21 protein-coding genes are annotated in these 17,079 nt (G+C 55.4%); all 21 read left to right on the top strand.

Annotation, left to right across the window (positions count from 1 at the left end):
- Window positions 1-84 precede the first annotated feature (84 nt).
- On the top strand, window positions 85-801 hold the full coding sequence (locus tag PSH76_RS04295; RefSeq protein ID WP_024073356.1) for a hypothetical protein: 717 nt from the start codon (window positions 85-87) through the stop codon (window positions 799-801).
- Between the two features lie 40 nt (window positions 802-841).
- Entirely contained in the window at window positions 842-1,594 is a 753-nt protein-coding gene (locus tag PSH76_RS04290) for a TIGR03759 family integrating conjugative element protein (RefSeq protein WP_024073355.1), read from the top strand.
- Window positions 1,579-2,136, top strand: coding sequence for a lytic transglycosylase (locus PSH76_RS04285; protein WP_008437382.1), 558 nt, complete (start codon window positions 1,579-1,581; stop codon window positions 2,134-2,136). The genes PSH76_RS04290 and PSH76_RS04285 overlap by 16 nt, the downstream gene beginning before the upstream one ends.
- Window positions 2,133-2,636: an integrating conjugative element protein gene (locus PSH76_RS04280; protein WP_008437383.1), complete on the top strand. Its 504-nt coding sequence runs from the start codon at window positions 2,133-2,135 to the stop codon at window positions 2,634-2,636. Before PSH76_RS04285 ends, PSH76_RS04280 begins: the two co-directional genes overlap by 4 nt.
- Before the next feature lie 7 nt (window positions 2,637-2,643).
- A complete protein-coding gene (locus tag PSH76_RS04275; protein ID WP_024073354.1) occupies window positions 2,644-2,928 on the top strand; it encodes a hypothetical protein in 285 nt (94 codons plus the stop codon).
- Window positions 2,888-3,298: a hypothetical protein gene (locus tag PSH76_RS04270; protein WP_008437384.1), complete on the top strand. Its 411-nt coding sequence runs from the start codon at window positions 2,888-2,890 to the stop codon at window positions 3,296-3,298. The genes PSH76_RS04275 and PSH76_RS04270 overlap by 41 nt, the downstream gene beginning before the upstream one ends.
- A 3-nt stretch (window positions 3,299-3,301) precedes the next feature.
- Entirely contained in the window at window positions 3,302-5,518 is a 2,217-nt protein-coding gene (gene traD, locus PSH76_RS04265; RefSeq protein ID WP_024073353.1) for a type IV conjugative transfer system coupling protein TraD, read from the top strand.
- 18 nt (window positions 5,519-5,536) lie between these two features.
- The gene (locus tag PSH76_RS04260) at window positions 5,537-6,292 is read left to right on the top strand and encodes a TIGR03747 family integrating conjugative element membrane protein (RefSeq protein WP_044275342.1); all 756 of its coding nucleotides are present in this window, start codon (window positions 5,537-5,539) and stop codon (window positions 6,290-6,292) included.
- 9 nt (window positions 6,293-6,301) lie between these two features.
- The gene (locus PSH76_RS04255; RefSeq protein ID WP_008437391.1) at window positions 6,302-7,780 is read left to right on the top strand and encodes a UvrD-helicase domain-containing protein; all 1,479 of its coding nucleotides are present in this window, start codon (window positions 6,302-6,304) and stop codon (window positions 7,778-7,780) included.
- A 75-nt stretch (window positions 7,781-7,855) separates the two neighbouring features.
- Window positions 7,856-8,167, top strand: a complete 312-nt coding sequence (locus PSH76_RS04250) for a hypothetical protein (protein ID WP_008437393.1) — start codon at window positions 7,856-7,858, stop codon at window positions 8,165-8,167.
- A gap of 157 nt (window positions 8,168-8,324) precedes the next feature.
- On the top strand, window positions 8,325-8,633 hold the full coding sequence (locus PSH76_RS04245) for an RAQPRD family integrative conjugative element protein (RefSeq protein ID WP_178110642.1): 309 nt from the start codon (window positions 8,325-8,327) through the stop codon (window positions 8,631-8,633).
- Window positions 8,630-8,869, top strand: coding sequence for a TIGR03758 family integrating conjugative element protein (locus PSH76_RS04240; RefSeq protein ID WP_008437400.1), 240 nt, complete (start codon window positions 8,630-8,632; stop codon window positions 8,867-8,869). Before PSH76_RS04245 ends, PSH76_RS04240 begins: the two co-directional genes overlap by 4 nt.
- Window positions 8,870-8,887: 18 nt before the next feature.
- Window positions 8,888-9,226: a TIGR03745 family integrating conjugative element membrane protein gene (locus tag PSH76_RS04235; protein ID WP_008437401.1), complete on the top strand. Its 339-nt coding sequence runs from the start codon at window positions 8,888-8,890 to the stop codon at window positions 9,224-9,226.
- 13 nt (window positions 9,227-9,239) lie between these two features.
- Entirely contained in the window at window positions 9,240-9,620 is a 381-nt protein-coding gene (locus PSH76_RS04230) for a TIGR03750 family conjugal transfer protein (protein WP_008437403.1), read from the top strand.
- Window positions 9,617-10,270 carry a PFL_4703 family integrating conjugative element protein gene (locus tag PSH76_RS04225; protein WP_020302977.1) on the top strand — a complete coding sequence of 218 codons (654 nt, stop codon included), beginning with the start codon at window positions 9,617-9,619 and terminating at the stop codon, window positions 10,268-10,270. Before PSH76_RS04230 ends, PSH76_RS04225 begins: the two co-directional genes overlap by 4 nt.
- Window positions 10,270-11,172 carry a TIGR03749 family integrating conjugative element protein gene (locus PSH76_RS04220; RefSeq protein ID WP_008437410.1) on the top strand — a complete coding sequence of 301 codons (903 nt, stop codon included), beginning with the start codon at window positions 10,270-10,272 and terminating at the stop codon, window positions 11,170-11,172. The genes PSH76_RS04225 and PSH76_RS04220 overlap by 1 nt, the downstream gene beginning before the upstream one ends.
- Entirely contained in the window at window positions 11,162-12,652 is a 1,491-nt protein-coding gene (locus tag PSH76_RS04215) for a TIGR03752 family integrating conjugative element protein (protein ID WP_024073352.1), read from the top strand. Before PSH76_RS04220 ends, PSH76_RS04215 begins: the two co-directional genes overlap by 11 nt.
- On the top strand, window positions 12,630-13,058 hold the full coding sequence (locus tag PSH76_RS04210; protein ID WP_008437412.1) for a TIGR03751 family conjugal transfer lipoprotein: 429 nt from the start codon (window positions 12,630-12,632) through the stop codon (window positions 13,056-13,058). The genes PSH76_RS04215 and PSH76_RS04210 overlap by 23 nt, the downstream gene beginning before the upstream one ends.
- Window positions 13,058-16,021, top strand: a complete 2,964-nt coding sequence (locus PSH76_RS04205; protein ID WP_024073351.1) for a conjugative transfer ATPase — start codon at window positions 13,058-13,060, stop codon at window positions 16,019-16,021. Before PSH76_RS04210 ends, PSH76_RS04205 begins: the two co-directional genes overlap by 1 nt.
- Window positions 16,018-16,314, top strand: a complete 297-nt coding sequence (locus PSH76_RS04200; protein ID WP_008437414.1) for a hypothetical protein — start codon at window positions 16,018-16,020, stop codon at window positions 16,312-16,314. Before PSH76_RS04205 ends, PSH76_RS04200 begins: the two co-directional genes overlap by 4 nt.
- Window positions 16,311-16,994: a DsbA family protein gene (locus tag PSH76_RS04195; protein ID WP_008437415.1), complete on the top strand. Its 684-nt coding sequence runs from the start codon at window positions 16,311-16,313 to the stop codon at window positions 16,992-16,994. Before PSH76_RS04200 ends, PSH76_RS04195 begins: the two co-directional genes overlap by 4 nt.
- The last annotated feature ends 85 nt before the right edge of the window (window positions 16,995-17,079 follow it).

Raw genomic sequence — 17,079 nt, 5'->3', positions numbered from 1 at the left:
ACCATGCGTCCTGGAAAACCTATTTCCTGATGCACCTAAGAGACTGGTTTGAGAGGGTGTATTCGCTTTTGCGCGAGGACGCCCATGAACCTACCACGCCCTACTCGAACCACAGCGATACTCAGTCTGTGCCTTGCATTATTGGCAGGCATTCTGTGTTATGAGCATCATCAACTCTCCCAACTCCGCACCAGCTTGGCTGCGACTGCAGACAAAGAGTCGCTCGATGCGTTGTTGACGCGGCTTGGCAAAGTCGATGAGCGACTGGGCACGGTAGCCGGCAACCACCTGGTGACCAACGAGGACTTCCGAGCCGGGCAGCAGGCTTTATCGAATCGAATTGATGCCGCACAAGCGTATGCAAAGCAAGCGACGGAGTCAGCGCAAGAAATCTCTCAAAATGCTGCGTCTGCTGGTGAATTGCTAGTCCTCAAAGCCAGCGTCGAAACACTCGATAGCCGTCTTCAAGAACTCAGTCAGTCACGCATCAAACAAACCACTGCTGTGCCCCTCAAGCCCAAGCCTAAGCCCGTTGCCCGCCAACCAAAGCGGCCAAAACCGCCCGCTACCGCCACTGTCACACCGCAAACACCCCCTTTTACCGTTGTCGGTATCGAGTATCGCGGCGGTGAACGCTTTTTGTCCGTAGCACCGCCTGGCAGCACGCAGTTGAATCAAATTTACCTTATCCGACCTGGTGACGCTGTGGCGGGCACCGCCTGGCGACTCAACGCGCTGGACGGAAGATCCGCACGCTTTGACGTGGCCGGAACACCTCAAACCGTAACCGTCGCGCAATAGGACCTCCTTTATGCACTCCCCTACCACTTCCTCGAAAACAATGAAGCCCAGGAACATTTTGGGTTTCATTGCAGGCTTGGCCACCTTCGCGTTTGCATACGGCTGTCATGCGGCTTCGGGGCAATCAACGTCGATCTCGAACACTCAGAACAGTGAAGTTCACAACTCTTCTCAAGGAGCAAGTCAGACAGAACTCGCCCGCGAGTGGGGATTGACCCCCCAAGAATGGTCCCGTTTTCAAACTGTGATGGAGGGTCCTCGCGGAATCTATTCGCCAGGCCTGGATCCTCTGACAGCACTTGGCATCGAAGCGAAGTCGGAGGAGGAGCGGCGACGCTATGCAGAGCTGCAGGTGCGAGCCGAGCGACAGCGTATCGATAAGGAACTGGCGTACCAAAGGGCCTATGACCAAGCCTTCGCACGTCTTTACCCCAATGAAAAAGTCATCCAACTATCGTCCAACCCTGCATCTGCTCCTGGCTCGGGAGCGTTAACTGCTGTGAAAGGCACTGGACGACTAGCCGTTTTTGTTCAAGACAGTTGCAACGCATGTATTGACCGCGTCAAAGACTTACAAAACCAGAAACAGTCCTTTGATCTGTACTTCGTTGGTAGTCAAGGTGATGACGAAATAATTCGCCGCTGGGCCATCTTGGCTGGAGTCGAACCGGCCAGCGTGAGAAGCCGACAGATCACATTGAATCACGATGCCGGTCGATGGCTTGGCCTTGGACTCGGCGGTGAGCTGCCGGCCGTGGTACGCGAGGTGAATGGACAATGGCAGCGTCTGTAATTCGCGCGGCTTTAACGGGGGGGCTACTGCTCACCGCGGCATTTGCTAACGGTGCCGAGGTTCCGCCACCGGCCTATCAGTTGATTGCCCTGCCTGCCGGCGTTCCGTCCGAGGTGCTGTACTCCGTTGCACTGCAAGAGAGTGGCACCCGACTTCGCGGCCAGATCGTCCCCTGGCCCTGGACGTTGAATGTCGCCGGCGCCGGATATCGCTTTGCGACACGCAGCGATGCTTGCAGAGCGTTGATGATCGCCCTTCAGACCGCAGGCCCAAATAGAGTCGACGTCGGGCTTGGACAAACCAACATCGGTGCCAACGGCCACCGTTATAGCTATCCCTGCGAAGGGCTGGATCCGTACAAAAACCTCTCGGTTACGGCCCAGATCCTGGCTGAGCAAAAAGCCAAAGGAGGCGACTGGATCACCGCTGCTGGTCGGTACCACCGCCCTGCCGGAGGCGAACCCGCTGCCCGATACCGACGAGCTTTTGCCAAACACCTCAGCCGGGTCACCGGTATCAACCTGATGGCGAATAATCCATGAATAGATTGCTGCATCTGCCTGTTTTGCTGTCTTTGGCCTCCCCCATGGCAGTGCATGCCACCTCGCTGATTGTTGTTGAAGACCGAGGGGGTGTTTCCGCTCTGCCCTACTACCAGTACTTGGCTCCAGAACCTACTGAGCAGTCAGCACAGTCAGAGAATATTGGTGTGCGTGGGCAAGGCTCGTTTCCAGTGCGCTCTGACCAACTGACACCCGGGCAGGTACAGGGCCGGGTAATCAATGCACCTGGCCTGCAACCATTGTTTCTTGTAGGCGACGATGAAAGCTCCAGAAAGTGGTTATCACAGCGCCGCGATCAGTTACAGCAACTGCAGGCAGTGGGCCTTGTGGTTAACGTGGCCAGCGCCGAGCGGTTTGCCGAAATCCAACGATGGGCAGGAAATCTACAGTTGGTCCCGGCTCCATCAAATGATCTGGCACAGCGCTTGGGAGTCCAGCATTACCCGCTGTTGATCACTGCCACAACGATCCAGCAGTAACCAGGGTATGGCCTCTCTTACGCACATCACCTTGGTCATCAAGCAACCAGATGACCCACGAGCAGGCCAACTGCTTTTTGAACAGGTCACCTATGTCGCCAAGCTCTATGGCGGCACCGTCATCGCCCGCGTACCTGGTGACGAGGTGGAGCTATGTCAGCGGCTAAAAGAACGACTGCCCGAGGCAGTTGAGCAAGCGAGGCAAGAGTTGGCCAATTCATCATCACGCATGAAAGGAGGATCCCGGCCCCATGAAGCTGACCAAGAAGCAACGCTGCGAGCTTCACGCTAAATTCGCGGGCCATTGCGCATACTGCGGTGTGCTGTTGGGTGACCGGTGGCATGCGGACCACATGGAAGCAGTATGGCGAGAACCAGAGAGGGTGGACGGCAAGTACTCCGGTGCCATCATTTTGGGGCGGCCAGAGAACCACGCCATCAGCAACATGATGCCCGCGTGCGTGCCGTGTAATTTGAGCAAGGCAGCGATGCCACTAGAAGTCTGGCGAGAGCGCATTGCTGGACACGTCAACTCCCTTAACAGCTACCACCCCATATACCGCCTGGCCAAGTCCTATGGGCTGATCGCTGAGACAGGCAAGCCAGTCGTTTTCCATTTCGAAACAGTGGGGCCATTGTCCCCTTTCACTCATAGGAAGTGATCCATGACCACCTCCTACACCATTGAGTCGTTACTACGCCCTGCTGTTGAGCTGTACACAGTTTGCGTATGTGCCGCTGCGGCGTTGCTCTGTATTTTCGCGCCCTGGGCGGTTGCTCTGACGCCTTTATTCGGCATGGTTGCCGGTACAGGCTTTCTGGGTCTAGGGTTCGTCCGCCTCAAACAAGCGTTGGTAGTGCTGCGTTACCGGCGCAATATTCGGCGCCTACCCCACTACACCATGACCAGCAAAGACATGCCGGTCAGCAATGAGCGGCTATTCATCGGTAAAGGCTTTCGCTGGACCCAAAAACATACTCAGCGGTTGATGGAGACTTACCTCCCAAAGTACGCCGAGTATGTCGAGCCCACGTCTATCTATACCTTTGCTCGCAGAATTGAGGAGCGTCTGGAGTTCGCACCCTTTCCACTCAAATTGCTGTCAAAGGCTACCTCGTGGGATGTGCCATTTAACCCGGCGCGTCCACTTCCTCCAGTCGGGGGGCTACCGCGCTTACACGGTATAGAGCCGAACGAAGCGGATGTCAGCCTGCCACTGGGTGAGCGGGTTGGACACTCCCTTGTATTGGGGACTACTCGTGTTGGAAAAACCCGCTTGGCAGAGTTGTTTATCACCCAAGACATCAGGCGTACCCGCCGTAGCCCCCGGCGCCGCGTTCATATGGGGCGCCGCGTGCAACCCGTTCATCGAAGCCAGCGCAATGTAGAAATGGACCTGGACCGCGAAGTGGTGATTGTCTTCGATCCTAAAGGCGACGCAGACCTCCTGAAGCGCATGTACATCGAATGCAAGCGCGCAAACCGACTGGAGGAATTCTACGTGTTCCACCTAGGCTGGCCCGATCACTCCGCTCGCTACAACGCCGTCGGCCGGTTTGGTCGGATCTCGGAGGTTGCCACCCGCATTGCCGGCCAACTTTCGGGGGAAGGCAATTCCGCGGCATTCCGGGAATTCGCCTGGCGTTTCGTCAACATCATCGCGCGCGCCCTCGTGGCACTGGGACGTCGGCCGGACTATGAACAGATCCTCAAGCATGTGACAAACATTGACGCGCTGTTTATTGAGTATGCGCAGAAGCACTTTGCTGAAAATGATCCCAAAGCCTGGCAAACCATCGTTGAGCTGGAAGGAAAGATCGATCGTAAGAACCTCAGTTTCGCCATGAAGGATCGACCGCTACGCGTGGTGGCCCTGGACATGTACCTCACTCAGCAACGCATCTCCGACCCAGTGATGGAGGGTCTGCGATCAGCCGTACGCTATGACAAAACCTATTTCGACAAGATCGTGGCCAGCCTTCTGCCATTGCTGGAAAAACTGACCACAGGCCGGATTGCAGAGCTGCTATCTCCCGACTACATGGATCTTGAGGACCCACGACCAATCTTTGACTGGATGCAGATCATCCGCAAACGGGCAGTGGTCTATGTCGGCCTGGACGCTTTATCTGATACAGAGGTAGCTGCAGCGGTGGGCAACTCGATGTTCAGCGACCTGGTGTCAGTTGCGGGTCACATCTATAAGTTTGGCATCGATGATGGCTTGCCCGGGGCCACCGGCGGCAAGGTAGCAATTAACGTACATGCGGACGAATTCAACGAACTGATGGGCGATGAATTCATACCGATGATCAACAAAGGCGGTGGTGCCGGCATGCAGGTCACGGCCTATACCCAAACCATGAGCGATATTGAGGCAAAAATCGGTAACCGGGCTAAAGCTGGCCAAGTCATCGGTAACTTCAACAACCTGTTCATGTTACGTGTACGTGAGACTGCAACCGCCGAGCTGCTGACCAACCAGTTGCCAAAGGTCCAGGTGTTTACCAGTACACCAGCAAGCAGTGCAAACGACGCTATTAACGGCAACACCGCTTTCACCTCTAACACTCACGATCAGATCCAAAGTGTCAGCGTACCGATGATCGAACCGGCGCATGTGGTTGCCCTACCCAAGGGGCAATGCTTTGCCCTGATAGAGGGCGGGAATTTGTGGAAGATTCGTATGCCGTTGCCGGCAAGCGATCCCGATGAAGTGATGCCCAAGGATCTTCAGGCCTTGGTTGAGGGCATGCGTAAAGGATCCGGAACCAGCAGCGACTGGTGGCAAGCACCGGGATATGACGCACTAAGTGAGTCGCTTCCTGATGACTTGGTAGACGACTTCCGCCAGATGGCCAATAACGGAAAAGCCGCATAGGCTTGAAGGAACAGAGCCATGGCCGATATCGCGGAAAAAGCCCAGCAACAGCAGGAAGGTCAAAAAAACTTCCTGGGCATGCTGTTCTCTACCCCTTTTCATTTCTTGGGGGTGATGTTCGGCTCCTTGCTCGGCGCCATCGTCGTTGAATGGCTTTGCATGTACACGTTCTGGCCGGATGCCGGCTGGAAACATGCTCAGCAGATGTTCCAACATGAACTGGGCTGGCTGTCCCAGGATCTGCTGCACAGCGTTGTCATCAAAGAACCGGGGCGTACGGCAACCTGGCTGGCACAAACGGTCTATGACTGGCTGATGGTGAAAACCGGCATGCAGGACAATATAAATGCACTGACACAGTACGCTCGCTCAACATCACCACAACAAACGGGAACCTTGAACCTTCGCTACGAACTCGGTCGGGCGATGATCAAATTCCAGGACTATGGCTTAGCCGCGTTATACACAGTCCTGACCTTCTGTGTGCGAATGGTCATTCTGACGTTGACGATTCCGCTGTTCGCACTGGCGGCGTTCACTGGCTTGGTCGATGGCCTGGTGCGGCGTGATCTACGAAAATTCGGCTCCGGCCGCGAGTCAAGTTACCTGTATCACAAAGCCCGGGGGACGATCACTCCGCTGACCATCGTGCCCTGGACGGTCTACCTGGCCATCCCCATCAGCATCAGCCCCCTTTTGATTCTGTTGCCCTGCGCCGTGCTGTTGGGTGTGTCCGTTTACATCACCGTTTCAAGCTTCAAAAAATACCTTTAGGAGCTGCCCATGCAGTGGACACAAGAACAGCAGCCCATCATCCATTCCACGGCTGACAAGCTACTGGTTCAGGCTTTTGCCGGTACCGGCAAAACCACCACACTGGTGGGCTACGCCACACAACACGCCTCGGTGAAAATGCTCTACCTCTGCTACAACAAATCCGTCGAGCTCGCTGCCAGGGGCCGCTTTCCACGCAGAAACGTGGTGTGTAAGACGGCGCATGGCCTCGCATATGCAGTCTATGGCAGTCAGTACGCCACCAAGCAGACCAATAACTTACGCCTGACGGACATCGCAAGGGCCATCAACACCCAGGACTGGGAGCTCGTGCGGGATGTCCTCAGCACGCTTAACAACTTCATGGCCAGCGCCGATGACGAGTTGGGCCGTGTGCATTTTCCCAGATTCCAGGGGCAACGAATGCTCACAAGTGCCCAGGAACGTTTCCTGAACAATGCTTTAAACGTGGCTAAAACCATCTGGAACCGGATGATCGATCTGCAGGACACAGCAATGTCGATCACCCATGACGCTTACTTGAAGCTGTATCAGCTAAGCAAGCCCGACCTGAGCGAACGATTTAACGCCATTCTGCTCGACGAAGGTCAAGACGTGAACCCAGTTATTGCCGACATAGTAAAAATACAACGGGTCCGCAAGGTGGCAGTCGGCGATCCCCACCAGCAGATCTATCGCTTCCGCGGCGCAGAAGATGCGCTCAACAGCGACTGGATGGCCGACGCCGAACGTCACTACCTGACCCAAAGCTTTCGCTTCGGCCCTGCCGTCGCGCATGTGGCCAACATCATTCTTTTTTACAAGGGTGAGACACGAAAGCTGCAGGGGTTAGGTTGCAATACCCTGGTTAAACGGGCTCTGCCTGAAGAGCTACCGCATCGCACGTTTATCCATCGTACCGTGACCGGCGTCATCGAGAACGCCCTGCAGCTGGTCGCAAGCAACCCCAAGATTTTCTGGGTCGGCGGTATCGACAGCTACTCGCTACGCGATCTGGAAGATTTATACCTATTCAGCCGCAACCGTAACCATGAGGTGCAGAACCGCAGGCTGTTGAGAGATTACCGGGACTTTTCACAGTACGTGGAAATAGCCGAGGTAAGCCAGGATACGGAGATGTTGCGATCGATCAAGATCATTACAGCCTATCCGGACCTGCCCCAGCGGATCCAAACCCTACGTTCCCGCTCTGTAGATAACGAGCTCGACGCCACCGTGACACTCACGACTGGGCACAAGGCCAAGGGGCTGGAGTGGGACTTTGTCAGCCTGTATGACGACTTTAGCGCTGATCCGCTTTCACCCGATATCGATCAAGGTCGTAAAGATGACGAGTTGAATTTGCTGTACGTGGCGGTGACGCGAGGGATGAAGATCCTAGCGTTGAACTCAATGGTGCTTTCTATCATGCAGCGCTATGTCGATGCTCGGACCTCTGCACTCCAACCTCAGAAATCACGCGCTTAGCAACAAACTATTTCAGATTGCTGGCACGCGCTTATTATTGAAACCCTGGTAGCTCTGCACATTGAGGACGTCGCCATGGGCCGTCAGAAATTTGAATACCACACTGAGTTCTCTCCCTTTCAGTACGTTGTCAGAACCAAAAAGCTCTTCATGTTCAAGTCCGAAGAGCCCACCACTGAACCCGACACCCAGGGTTTTCTGGAAGATTCTGAACGTCAAAACCGCCTTGCTCAATTAGGCAGCGAAGGCTGGGAGCTGGTCAGCGTGCAGCCCGTGGTCAAAGGAGAAGTCAAGGTTGGCAATCAAAACGCCCAAGGCTGGGCTTACGGATTCGCCTTGCCCATCGGGTATCTGCTGTTCTTCAAACGCCCTATCCACTGTGATTGATGGTGTCAGTACCGTCAGAAGAAATCCTTACAGTCCTGAATATGGTTTTCTTGCGGCGACCATAGCTTGATCACGGCAAGCTGACGGCATCAGGAATGACTAGAGCCCAGCCGTGATCCAGTACCCGCGTCTCACTGCACTCACTTGCCGACTTGCCTTGCCAGGCCTCATCGCACTTTTTGGATGCGGCCTGCCTGTCTCTCATGCGACCGCTGCTTCAGCCTCCGAACAGGCCAACCTGGACGTGATGATCCGCCAGTTGAATGCCTTAGAGGACACCGCACGTCGTAGCGCTCAAGTGGCCGACGAACCTGGCAAGCGTTACTTCTTCGATTACCAGCGTCTAGCAGGTGATATCGCTCGAATTCGTCATGGGTTGGAGGGCTATCTAACCCCAACCCGAGCCCAGCCTCGTGATCCTGTTGAGCTGTCAGGCCAATACACGACCGAAGGACGCAAGCCATGAGCATGAGCGGCGCTCAGGCTGCTGCGTTTCAAGCGGCAGGAGGATTTCCTGCCTCGACGAGCTACCTGTTTTTCGTCGGCGTCGCTGTAGCCATCATCTTTATGTGGGGCGCCTGGGCTATCTGGAGCTGCTACCGAGGATGGGCCACTGGCAACCTTGATCGAACGATTGCCTCGACCTCGCTCGTCCGCATCCTACTGCTTTGCATGATCCTCACCACATTTGTTCTTAGTTGACCCTATGGGAGATACACCATGACTTCATTCTTAAAACCGGGCCGCATGCTGATCGGGTTGCTTGCTCTCCCCCAACTGGCCATGGCGGCTCTTCCGCAGTCTCAGCCTCCTACCCGGGGGGAAGGCTCTAACCTGATGCAAACCATGCAGAACTACGCCTTTGACGGTTTTACTTTGCTTGGCCTCATCATCTGCGCAGTCATTTTCAGTGGCGTTGCTTGGCATGCCTTCGGCACCTACCACGAAATTCAACTTGGCAAGAAAAAATGGGGAGATCTGGGGGCGACAGCCGCCGTTGGCGTCGCCATCCTCGGTGTCGCCATTTTTCTGGTCACCAAGGCTTCAAATATTCTTTAAAAGAGCCGTGGCCATGACAGAACTCTCAGACGATGGGACCCTGATTTTCCTCCCTGTGCGATTGAACAATCAGCCAGTCATCATGGGCGGCCTTACCGCTGACGAAATGTGGGCCACCTTGGCGTTGAGCACCGGCGCAGGGCTGGTTATCGGTATTCCGGCCGCGATATTGACCCAGATTTGGGCACTTATCATCGGCGCCGCCATGCTCTGTGCTGTCCTAGGGCTGTTTCTTGCCAGTCGTTTCTTGCGTCGGTGGAAACGCGGCCGACCTGATACATGGCTATACCGCCAGATGCAATTGAACATCGCGCGGTTCTTTCCTACCTGGAATAAAGCCCTGCTGATTACTCGTACAGGTGCGTGGACCTGTCATCGAACGGAGGTTCAATGACTTACCGTAAAAAAGTAGACGCCCAACTGGCCCACATTAACAGCCTGCGCATGGTCATTGGTTTTCTCATTGCCCTGGGTCTGTACATGGCTTATGGCTGGCAGAGCGCACCGCGTGACCTAACTGTTCATGTACCTCCAGATCTACGTTCAGGTAGCACCCGTAAGTGGTGGGATATTCCACCGGAGTCGGTATACGCCTTCGGTCTGTACATTTTTCAGCAGATGAACCGTTGGCCCGTTGACGGTGAAACCGACTACGAGGACAACATTACCCGCTTGGAAAGCTACCTGACTCCCAGCTGCAAAGCCTACTTGCAGAAAGATTTCGAGCTACGCCGCAATAGCGGGGAACTGCGCAAACGTGAGCGGGGTGTATTTGAAATTCCAGGCAGAGGCATCGACGATAAGTCTGAGCAACATATTGAACAGCACAGCATCAATGACTGGACCGTCAACCTGGACATCACCGCTGACGAGCACTACGGCGGGGAGCGCGTAAAGCGGGCATTTGCTCGCTATCCGTTAAGAATTATCCGATTCGACGTCGATCCCGAAAAAAACCCATTCGGCTTGGCCTGGGACTGTTATAGCAGTAATCCACAACGCATCGAAGTCTCCGCAGAAACGACCAGAGCAGGAGGCAAATGATGACACGCCGCCTACTGATCATCGGGCTCGTAGCCCTTCACTTCTGCGGGTTGGCCAACGCCGTCGAAATCCTGCGCTGGGATCGTATCCCTATAGCACTGCCCTTGATCGTGGGTCAGGAGCGTATTGTCTTTGTGGACCAAAACGTACGGGTGGGTCTGCCTCGTAACCTCGTCGACAAACTGCGCGTGCAGAGCACCGGTGGTGCCCTCTACCTGTTGGCGAAAGAGCCGATTGAACCGACTCGCTTACAGCTGCAGAACATGAACTCCGGTGAGATCATGCTCGTGGATATCATCGCAACGGTAGGGAAACCAAATCAGGTCGCATCCGAGCCGGCTAAAATTGTAGCCGGGGACAGTCCCGCCCCGCGTTACGGCCAAGTCAACGCCAAACCTACAAGCAACCATTCAACTTCTTCCACGGCCCAAGCCAGCGCTCAAGCCGAGGAGGATGAGGACGCGCCGAAACCGCGTCGTGAGACCCCTCTTCCGGTGGTCATGACGCGCTATGCCGCACAGATGCTTTACGCGCCCCTACGCACCGTTGAGCCCGTGGAGGGGATTGCTCAGATCAATCTGAAGCGCGGTTTGGACCTCACCACCCTAATGCCGATATTGCCGGTCGAAGCCTCTGCGTTGGGGTCGTGGCGGTTAGACGAGTATTGGGTCACGGCGGTGAAGCTACGTAACACAAGCGCCCAAAACCTCACATTGGATCCGCGTGACCTGATGGGTGACTTTGTCACCGCGACTTTTCAGCATCCCTACCTTGGCGCCAAAGGTGATTCCAGCGACACCTCGACGGTCTACTTGGTGACCCGTGGTCATGGTCTAGCCGAATCGTTATTGCCGGCCGCCATCAGCCAGATCGATCCGAAGGGAGGCCGTCGTGAAGAGTAATCCACTTGTTAAATACCTGGTCATACCGTTCGCGATCCTGGCGATATACGTAGTGGTCAAATTATTCAATCGCGAAAGTGCCGACCAACAGGTTCATGCGCCGGAAACGGTTGTACTTAGTACGAAGGAGGCTAAAAAGCTTGGGGTTGACGGAGATACACCCAGCGACACATTGCGCACCATTGTCGTGGAAAGCAGACAACTCAAGGACCAAGTCTCCAATGCTTTGAAGAACAATGACGAACTAAAGCAACAGAACATCGAGCTGCAAAAACGCCTGCAGAACATCGACCTCAACGTCGATAACAAACTGCAGAACGTTCAGCAAACGATGAAGCAGGAGGCGCAACAACAGAGCCAAACCCTCTTGGACACACTGCAGCAGCAGTACAATACCCTGAGCAGCAAATCGGGCAGTGGCAATGAGTCTGGATCTGATTTGCCGATCGGCTTCGGCGTTCAGCCAGGTGACGGTCAAGGCTTCAAAGGCGGACCTGGCGCGGACGTTGTTTGGATAGAGCCGCAGGACGCAACGCCGGTCGATGTCAACGGCAAGCCCATCGCTGCAGGGACAAATCAAACGGCAAGCGGCTTCAACTTCCCGACCTCTTTTGGCGAGTCCGTGGACCGAGGACAAAATGCACTGCGCACGGGCGCTCAAAGTGTTGCGAATGAAATCTCGCCACAGGAGGCCCGCAAACAGGTGCGCAAGGTCTACACCTTGCCGCAGAACTCGACATTGATGGGTTCGGTGGCCATGTCCGCGCTGATCGGCCGGGTGCCCATTGACGGCACTGTCAACGACCCCTACCCGTTCAAGGTATTGATCGGGCCGGACAATCTCACGGCCAACGGCATCGACTTGCCCGACGTCGCCGGCGCGGTGGCCAGCGGAACGGCTTCCGGCGATTGGACCCTGTCTTGCGTACGCGGTCAGATCAAAAGCCTGACGTTCGTCTTCAATGACGGCACTGTGCGCACGCTGCCACAACCTCAGGAAGAAACGAATAGCAGTCAAAATAGTAACAATCAGAACAATGGCAACCAAACCACCATTCAGGGTGGCCTGGGCTGGATAAGCGATGCCTATGGCATTCCTTGTATCAGTGGCGACCGCAAAAGCAACGCCTCGCAATACATTGGCTCGCAGGTACTGATTACCGCCGCCGGCGCAGGTGCTGCCTCCCTCATCAAGTCAGATGGAAACAGCGGCTCTTTTATAAACCCTCAGTCCGGGACCATCGGTTCTGTCGGCGGCTCGGGCAGTGAAGCCATGGGCAAAATTATTGGCCAGGGCGTCAATGACGTCTCCAGCTGGGTCAACAAACTCTACGGGCAAGCCTTCGCAGCGGTGTATGTACAACCCGGGGCAAAGATAGCTGTGCACCTGGACCAGCAACTGACCATCGATTACGAACTCAATGGCCGCAAGGTCAACTATCGCTCAGGAGCCCGTCATGTTTCGACTGCGCTTGACTAATCATGGCTTAAAACTAGGTGCATACCTGGCCATCGCCCTACTCGCCTCGGCCTGTTCCACCAACAAAGACGAATTGCTCCCCCATGGGGACCGCACAATGATGGACGTTTGGGATCAAGGCTCCAGCGGCTCAAGCAGCTCGAGCAGCCGCCAATTGCTCGATGCACGCCAAGATCTTCGTCGGCCTCTGGAGACGAGGGAAACAGACAACACCATGTTCACACGTACCGCACAAAACGAGATCTACAGCCAATTTAAACGCCTACCCAATCCCGACCTGGTGATGTACGTCTTTCCTCATTTAGCGGGTTCAGACCCGGCACCGATCCCAGGCTACACCACGGTGTTTCCGCTGTATCAGCGGGTGCAATACGCCATGCCTGGCGAACGCACGGAGGCATATTGATGGGTTTTTTTGAACGATTCAAAACGCGACGGGCGACAGAGCGTGTGGAACCTGGCGTAACACCAGGTTCGCCGTTATCTGACGATGTGCAGGGACCAGCAACCGAGACGTTTGAGGCTGCTACAGAGCGTTACTACGAACGCCTTGCTGCCATGGGTATTCCCTCGCCGAGCGATTGGCGTAACCCAAAGAAAAAGCCAGCCACAACCGCTGATGCTGACCGTCTATACCACGTCAACCCCTCCTTCGTAGACCTACTGCCGTGGGTAGATTACCTGCCTGCAGAAAAAGCCATGCTATTGGAAGACGGCGTGTCTCGTGCTGCCTTTTTTGAGCTGACACCGATTGGTACTGAAGGTCGGGATCCCGAATGGTTACGCAAGGCCCGCGACGCCCTGGAAAACGCCCTCCAGGACTCCTTCGACGAGCTTGAAACCTCACCCTGGGTGGTTCAGCTCTATGCCCAGGACGAAACCAGCTGGGACGATTACCTTCAGCAACTGCATGACTACGTTCAACCACGCGCACAAGGCAGTGCATTCACCGAGCTTTATTTGAAGCTGATGAAGCAACACCTGGAATCCATCTCCAAACCAGGCGGGCTGTTTGAAGACACCAAGGTCAGCCAACTGCCCTGGAGGGGCCAACAGCGCCGCGTCCGTGTTGTTGTCTACCGCCGTACCCAAGGCGCGCAAGCGGATGTGCGAGGCCAGGCACCAGGTCCTTACCTGAAAATCATCTGCGATCGCTTGGTGGGCGGCTTGGCGAACGCCGGCATTAAAACCCATCGCATGGATGGCCACGCCATTCGCCATTGGCTGATTCATTGGTTCAATCCACGTCCCGATCATCTTGGCCCTGCCGATGCAGATATTCGCCGCTTCTACGAATTGGTGTGCAAGCAAGCACCTGGTGCTGCAGAGGGCGAGCTGCCGCTCGCCAGCGGCACTGACTTCTCGCAAAACCTGTTTTATCGCGAACCACTGTCAGATATAGAGAAAGGTCTGTGGTATTTCGACGGCCTTCCCCATCAGGTGGTGATGCTTGACCGCTTGAGGGATGCTCCCAAGACCGGGCACTTAACCGGTGAAACCCGAAAGGGCGGTGATGCGCTCAACGCACTGTTCGACAAAATGCCAGAGGACACCATTCTCTGTATCACTCTCGTGATCACCCCGCAGGACATTCTCGAAGGGCATCTGGAACAGCTTTCACGCAAGGCAGTTGGAGACACTCAGGCCTCGATCCTGACACGCGAAGACGTCGCCACCGCCCGTCAGTTGCTCGGGCGCAAGCACAAGCTGTACAGAGGTAGCGTAGCGTTTTACCTGCGGGGTAAAGATGATGCCCAGCTGCACGAACGCAGTTTGCAACTCAGCAGCGCATTGCTGGGTGCGGGCATGGAGCCGGTGGAACCTCGGGATGAAGTGGCACCGCTGAACTCCTACCTTAGATGGCTACCCGGCAACTTCGACCCCAATGCGCGCAAAGCACTGGAGTGGTACGCACAACTGATGTTCGCCCAACACATTGCGAACCTGGCCCCCGTCTGGGGTAGGTCGACCGGAACCGGGCACCCGGGTATTACCCTGTTTAACCGTGGGGGAGCGCCGATAACCTTCGACCCGCTGAACAAGCTGGACCGGCAGATGAACGCGCATTTGTTCATTTTCGGGCCTACGGGTTCAGGTAAATCGGCCAGCGCGACAAACATCCTTAGCCAAATCATCGCCATCTATCGGCCACGTCTATTCATTGTGGAGGCTGGCAACAGCTTCGGCTTACTCGGTGATTTCGCCAAAAAGTTGGGTTTGACGGTAAACCGGGTTCGACTTGCACCTGGATCGGGTGTCAGCCTCGCGCCATTCGCTGATGCCGTAAAGCTCATCGAACCCAGCCAAAACGTGAAGATTATCCAAGCTGATGATCTTGAGGCGTCGGACGAACATCTGACTAGCCAGACCGAGGATGAACAACGCGACATCCTGGGCGAGATGGAAATTGCGGCCAGGCTGATGATCACCGGTGGTGAAGAAAAAGAGGATGCCCGTCTTACTCGTGCCGACCGTAGCGCCATCCGCCAATGCATACTGAATGCAGCGAAAAAATGCGTGACGGAGCAACGTATCGTTCTGCCGGAAGATATCCGTGAAGCGCTGCGAGAAATGGGACTCGAGCCCGGTATTCCAGACGCCCGAAGCTCACGATTCTTGGAGATGGCGGAAGCCTTGTCCATGTTCTGTATGGGCACCGAAGGCGACATGTTCAACCGTCCTGGCACCCCATGGCCAGAAGCGGACATTACCATTGTCGACCTTGCCACCTATGCGCGAGAAGGCTATAGCGCACAGATGGCCATCGCTTATATTTCCCTGCTCAACACGGTCAACAACATTGCCGAGCGTGACCAGTTTAAAGGCCGTCCGCTGATCTGCTTCACCGACGAAGGCCACATCCAGTTGAAGGTCCCACTCCTATCCCCCTACTCCGTCAAGATTACCAAAATGTGGCGAAAGCTCGGCGCCTGGTTCTGGATGGCCACCCAGAACGTTGACGACGTGCCGCCAGAGGCCTCAGCCCTGCTCAACATGATCGAGTGGTGGATGTGCTTAAACATGCCGCCTGATGAGGTGGAGAAGATCGCGCGGTTTCGTGAACTGACTCCTGCACAGAAGTCGATGATGCTGTCAGCGCGTAAAGAAAGCGGCAAATTCACCGAGGGCGTCGTGTTGTCCAAAAGCATGGAAATGTTATTCCGGGCGGTACCACCGAGTTTGTATCTGGCCCTGGCCATGACCGAGCCGGAAGAGAAAAAGCAACGCTTCGACATCATGCAAGCCAAAGGCTGCAGCGAGCTGGATGCGGCCATTGAAGTTGCTGCAACGCTTGACCGCTATCGCGGTATCGAACCTCACATCATTACTTTCCCCGAGCAAGTCACGGCCTTGGAGCGCCAAGCATGAGAGCATTGAATTCCCTGACCCAGAACCTTATAGAAAGTCTGACCCAGCTGCTTGAACAACCGGGTGAAGACGCCCTTCAAACCCTTGAGGTGTGTGCCCCCGTTTTGATAGAGCAACTGCAACAGGTTTTGGTTCGTGCGGTGGATCGTCGTGACATCGAGTCCCAACTTCACGCGGTGTTAGCCAATTGGCTGCTACAGCACCCACAACCCGAGAATGCTGAGAACGCTCTTCTTGAGGCCCTTCGTAAACAAGCGCTGCTTTCATCGAAGCCAGCAGAGGCTCGGGCATGATAGGCCTTCGCAAATATTGGTTGATGCTGGGGTGCGTTTTGGCAGGCACATCGATGGCCTGCTTAGCCCTCACTCGAAGTGAGATACCATCCCCGCACAACACAGGCCCGTGGTTGTTTGGTCCTTCCAAAGCACGCTGGACTGTGACTGAGTTCGCGGATCTGGAGTGCCCCTACTGCAAGACGTACACACCTGCGTTGAAAACCTGGATACAGCAGCAGAAGGATGTAAACCTGCAGTGGCATCATCTGCCACTGGATGTGCACGGTCCGACCGCATTACACGAAGCCAAGCTCGCTGAATGTGCGGGGGCGCTTGGTGGCGCACCTGCCTTCTGGCAAGCCATTGACCAGATTTTTGACCGGACCCGTAGCAACGGTGAGGGTTTCAATGGGCATCTGAACGTCGTTGATGTTACTTACCAGGACTTATTGTCCTGTGCAGCTACCGACAAAGTGATCGCCCGGCATGTTGGCCAACAGGTCGAGGAGGCCCTCAAAGCGGGCATTACGGCAACTCCTACTGTGATAATTAAAGACAACACGACTGGCAGCTCCGTAAAGCTTGAGGGACCAGCTGACGGGGTATTGTTATTATCAGCTCGTGATTGGCTGGCTCAAAAAAAGAGCTGCGACGCTCTGCAAAAGTCGAACGTTAAATCACTTAGCCATTGTCATTAAATGAGCTTGCATTCCATTCATACATTTTCATGCCCGGCATGTCCTACGCGTGGGCCGAAAGAGACAGCGCAAATACGGTGTTTGC

Source organism: Pseudomonas sp. FP215, from assembly GCF_030687795.1.
Classification (GTDB): domain Bacteria; phylum Pseudomonadota; class Gammaproteobacteria; order Pseudomonadales; family Pseudomonadaceae; genus Aquipseudomonas; species Aquipseudomonas salmasensis.
The sequence above is the reverse complement of the archived record's forward strand: the minus strand, read 5'-3'. Positions and strand labels throughout refer to the sequence as shown.

Excerpts from the sequence above, each read along its gene's own strand:
- PSH76_RS04295 (WP_024073356.1), top strand. The coding sequence starts at position 85 with ATGAACCTACCACGCCCTACTCGAACCACAGCGATACTCAGTCTGTGC.
- PSH76_RS04290 (WP_024073355.1), top strand. The coding sequence starts at position 842 with ATGAAGCCCAGGAACATTTTGGGTTTCATTGCAGGCTTGGCCACCTTC.
- PSH76_RS04285 (WP_008437382.1), top strand. The coding sequence starts at position 1,579 with ATGGCAGCGTCTGTAATTCGCGCGGCTTTAACGGGGGGGCTACTGCTC.
- PSH76_RS04280 (WP_008437383.1), top strand. The coding sequence starts at position 2,133 with ATGAATAGATTGCTGCATCTGCCTGTTTTGCTGTCTTTGGCCTCCCCC.
- PSH76_RS04275 (WP_024073354.1), top strand. The coding sequence starts at position 2,644 with ATGGCCTCTCTTACGCACATCACCTTGGTCATCAAGCAACCAGATGAC.
- PSH76_RS04270 (WP_008437384.1), top strand. The coding sequence starts at position 2,888 with ATGAAGCTGACCAAGAAGCAACGCTGCGAGCTTCACGCTAAATTCGCG.
- traD (WP_024073353.1), top strand. The coding sequence starts at position 3,302 with ATGACCACCTCCTACACCATTGAGTCGTTACTACGCCCTGCTGTTGAG.
- PSH76_RS04260 (WP_044275342.1), top strand. The coding sequence starts at position 5,537 with ATGGCCGATATCGCGGAAAAAGCCCAGCAACAGCAGGAAGGTCAAAAA.
- PSH76_RS04255 (WP_008437391.1), top strand. The coding sequence starts at position 6,302 with ATGCAGTGGACACAAGAACAGCAGCCCATCATCCATTCCACGGCTGAC.
- PSH76_RS04250 (WP_008437393.1), top strand. The coding sequence starts at position 7,856 with ATGGGCCGTCAGAAATTTGAATACCACACTGAGTTCTCTCCCTTTCAG.
- PSH76_RS04240 (WP_008437400.1), top strand. The coding sequence starts at position 8,630 with ATGAGCATGAGCGGCGCTCAGGCTGCTGCGTTTCAAGCGGCAGGAGGA.
- PSH76_RS04235 (WP_008437401.1), top strand. The coding sequence starts at position 8,888 with ATGACTTCATTCTTAAAACCGGGCCGCATGCTGATCGGGTTGCTTGCT.
- PSH76_RS04230 (WP_008437403.1), top strand. The coding sequence starts at position 9,240 with ATGACAGAACTCTCAGACGATGGGACCCTGATTTTCCTCCCTGTGCGA.
- PSH76_RS04225 (WP_020302977.1), top strand. The coding sequence starts at position 9,617 with ATGACTTACCGTAAAAAAGTAGACGCCCAACTGGCCCACATTAACAGC.
- PSH76_RS04220 (WP_008437410.1), top strand. The coding sequence starts at position 10,270 with ATGACACGCCGCCTACTGATCATCGGGCTCGTAGCCCTTCACTTCTGC.
- PSH76_RS04210 (WP_008437412.1), top strand. The coding sequence starts at position 12,630 with ATGTTTCGACTGCGCTTGACTAATCATGGCTTAAAACTAGGTGCATAC.
- PSH76_RS04205 (WP_024073351.1), top strand. The coding sequence starts at position 13,058 with ATGGGTTTTTTTGAACGATTCAAAACGCGACGGGCGACAGAGCGTGTG.
- PSH76_RS04200 (WP_008437414.1), top strand. The coding sequence starts at position 16,018 with ATGAGAGCATTGAATTCCCTGACCCAGAACCTTATAGAAAGTCTGACC.
- PSH76_RS04195 (WP_008437415.1), top strand. The coding sequence starts at position 16,311 with ATGATAGGCCTTCGCAAATATTGGTTGATGCTGGGGTGCGTTTTGGCA.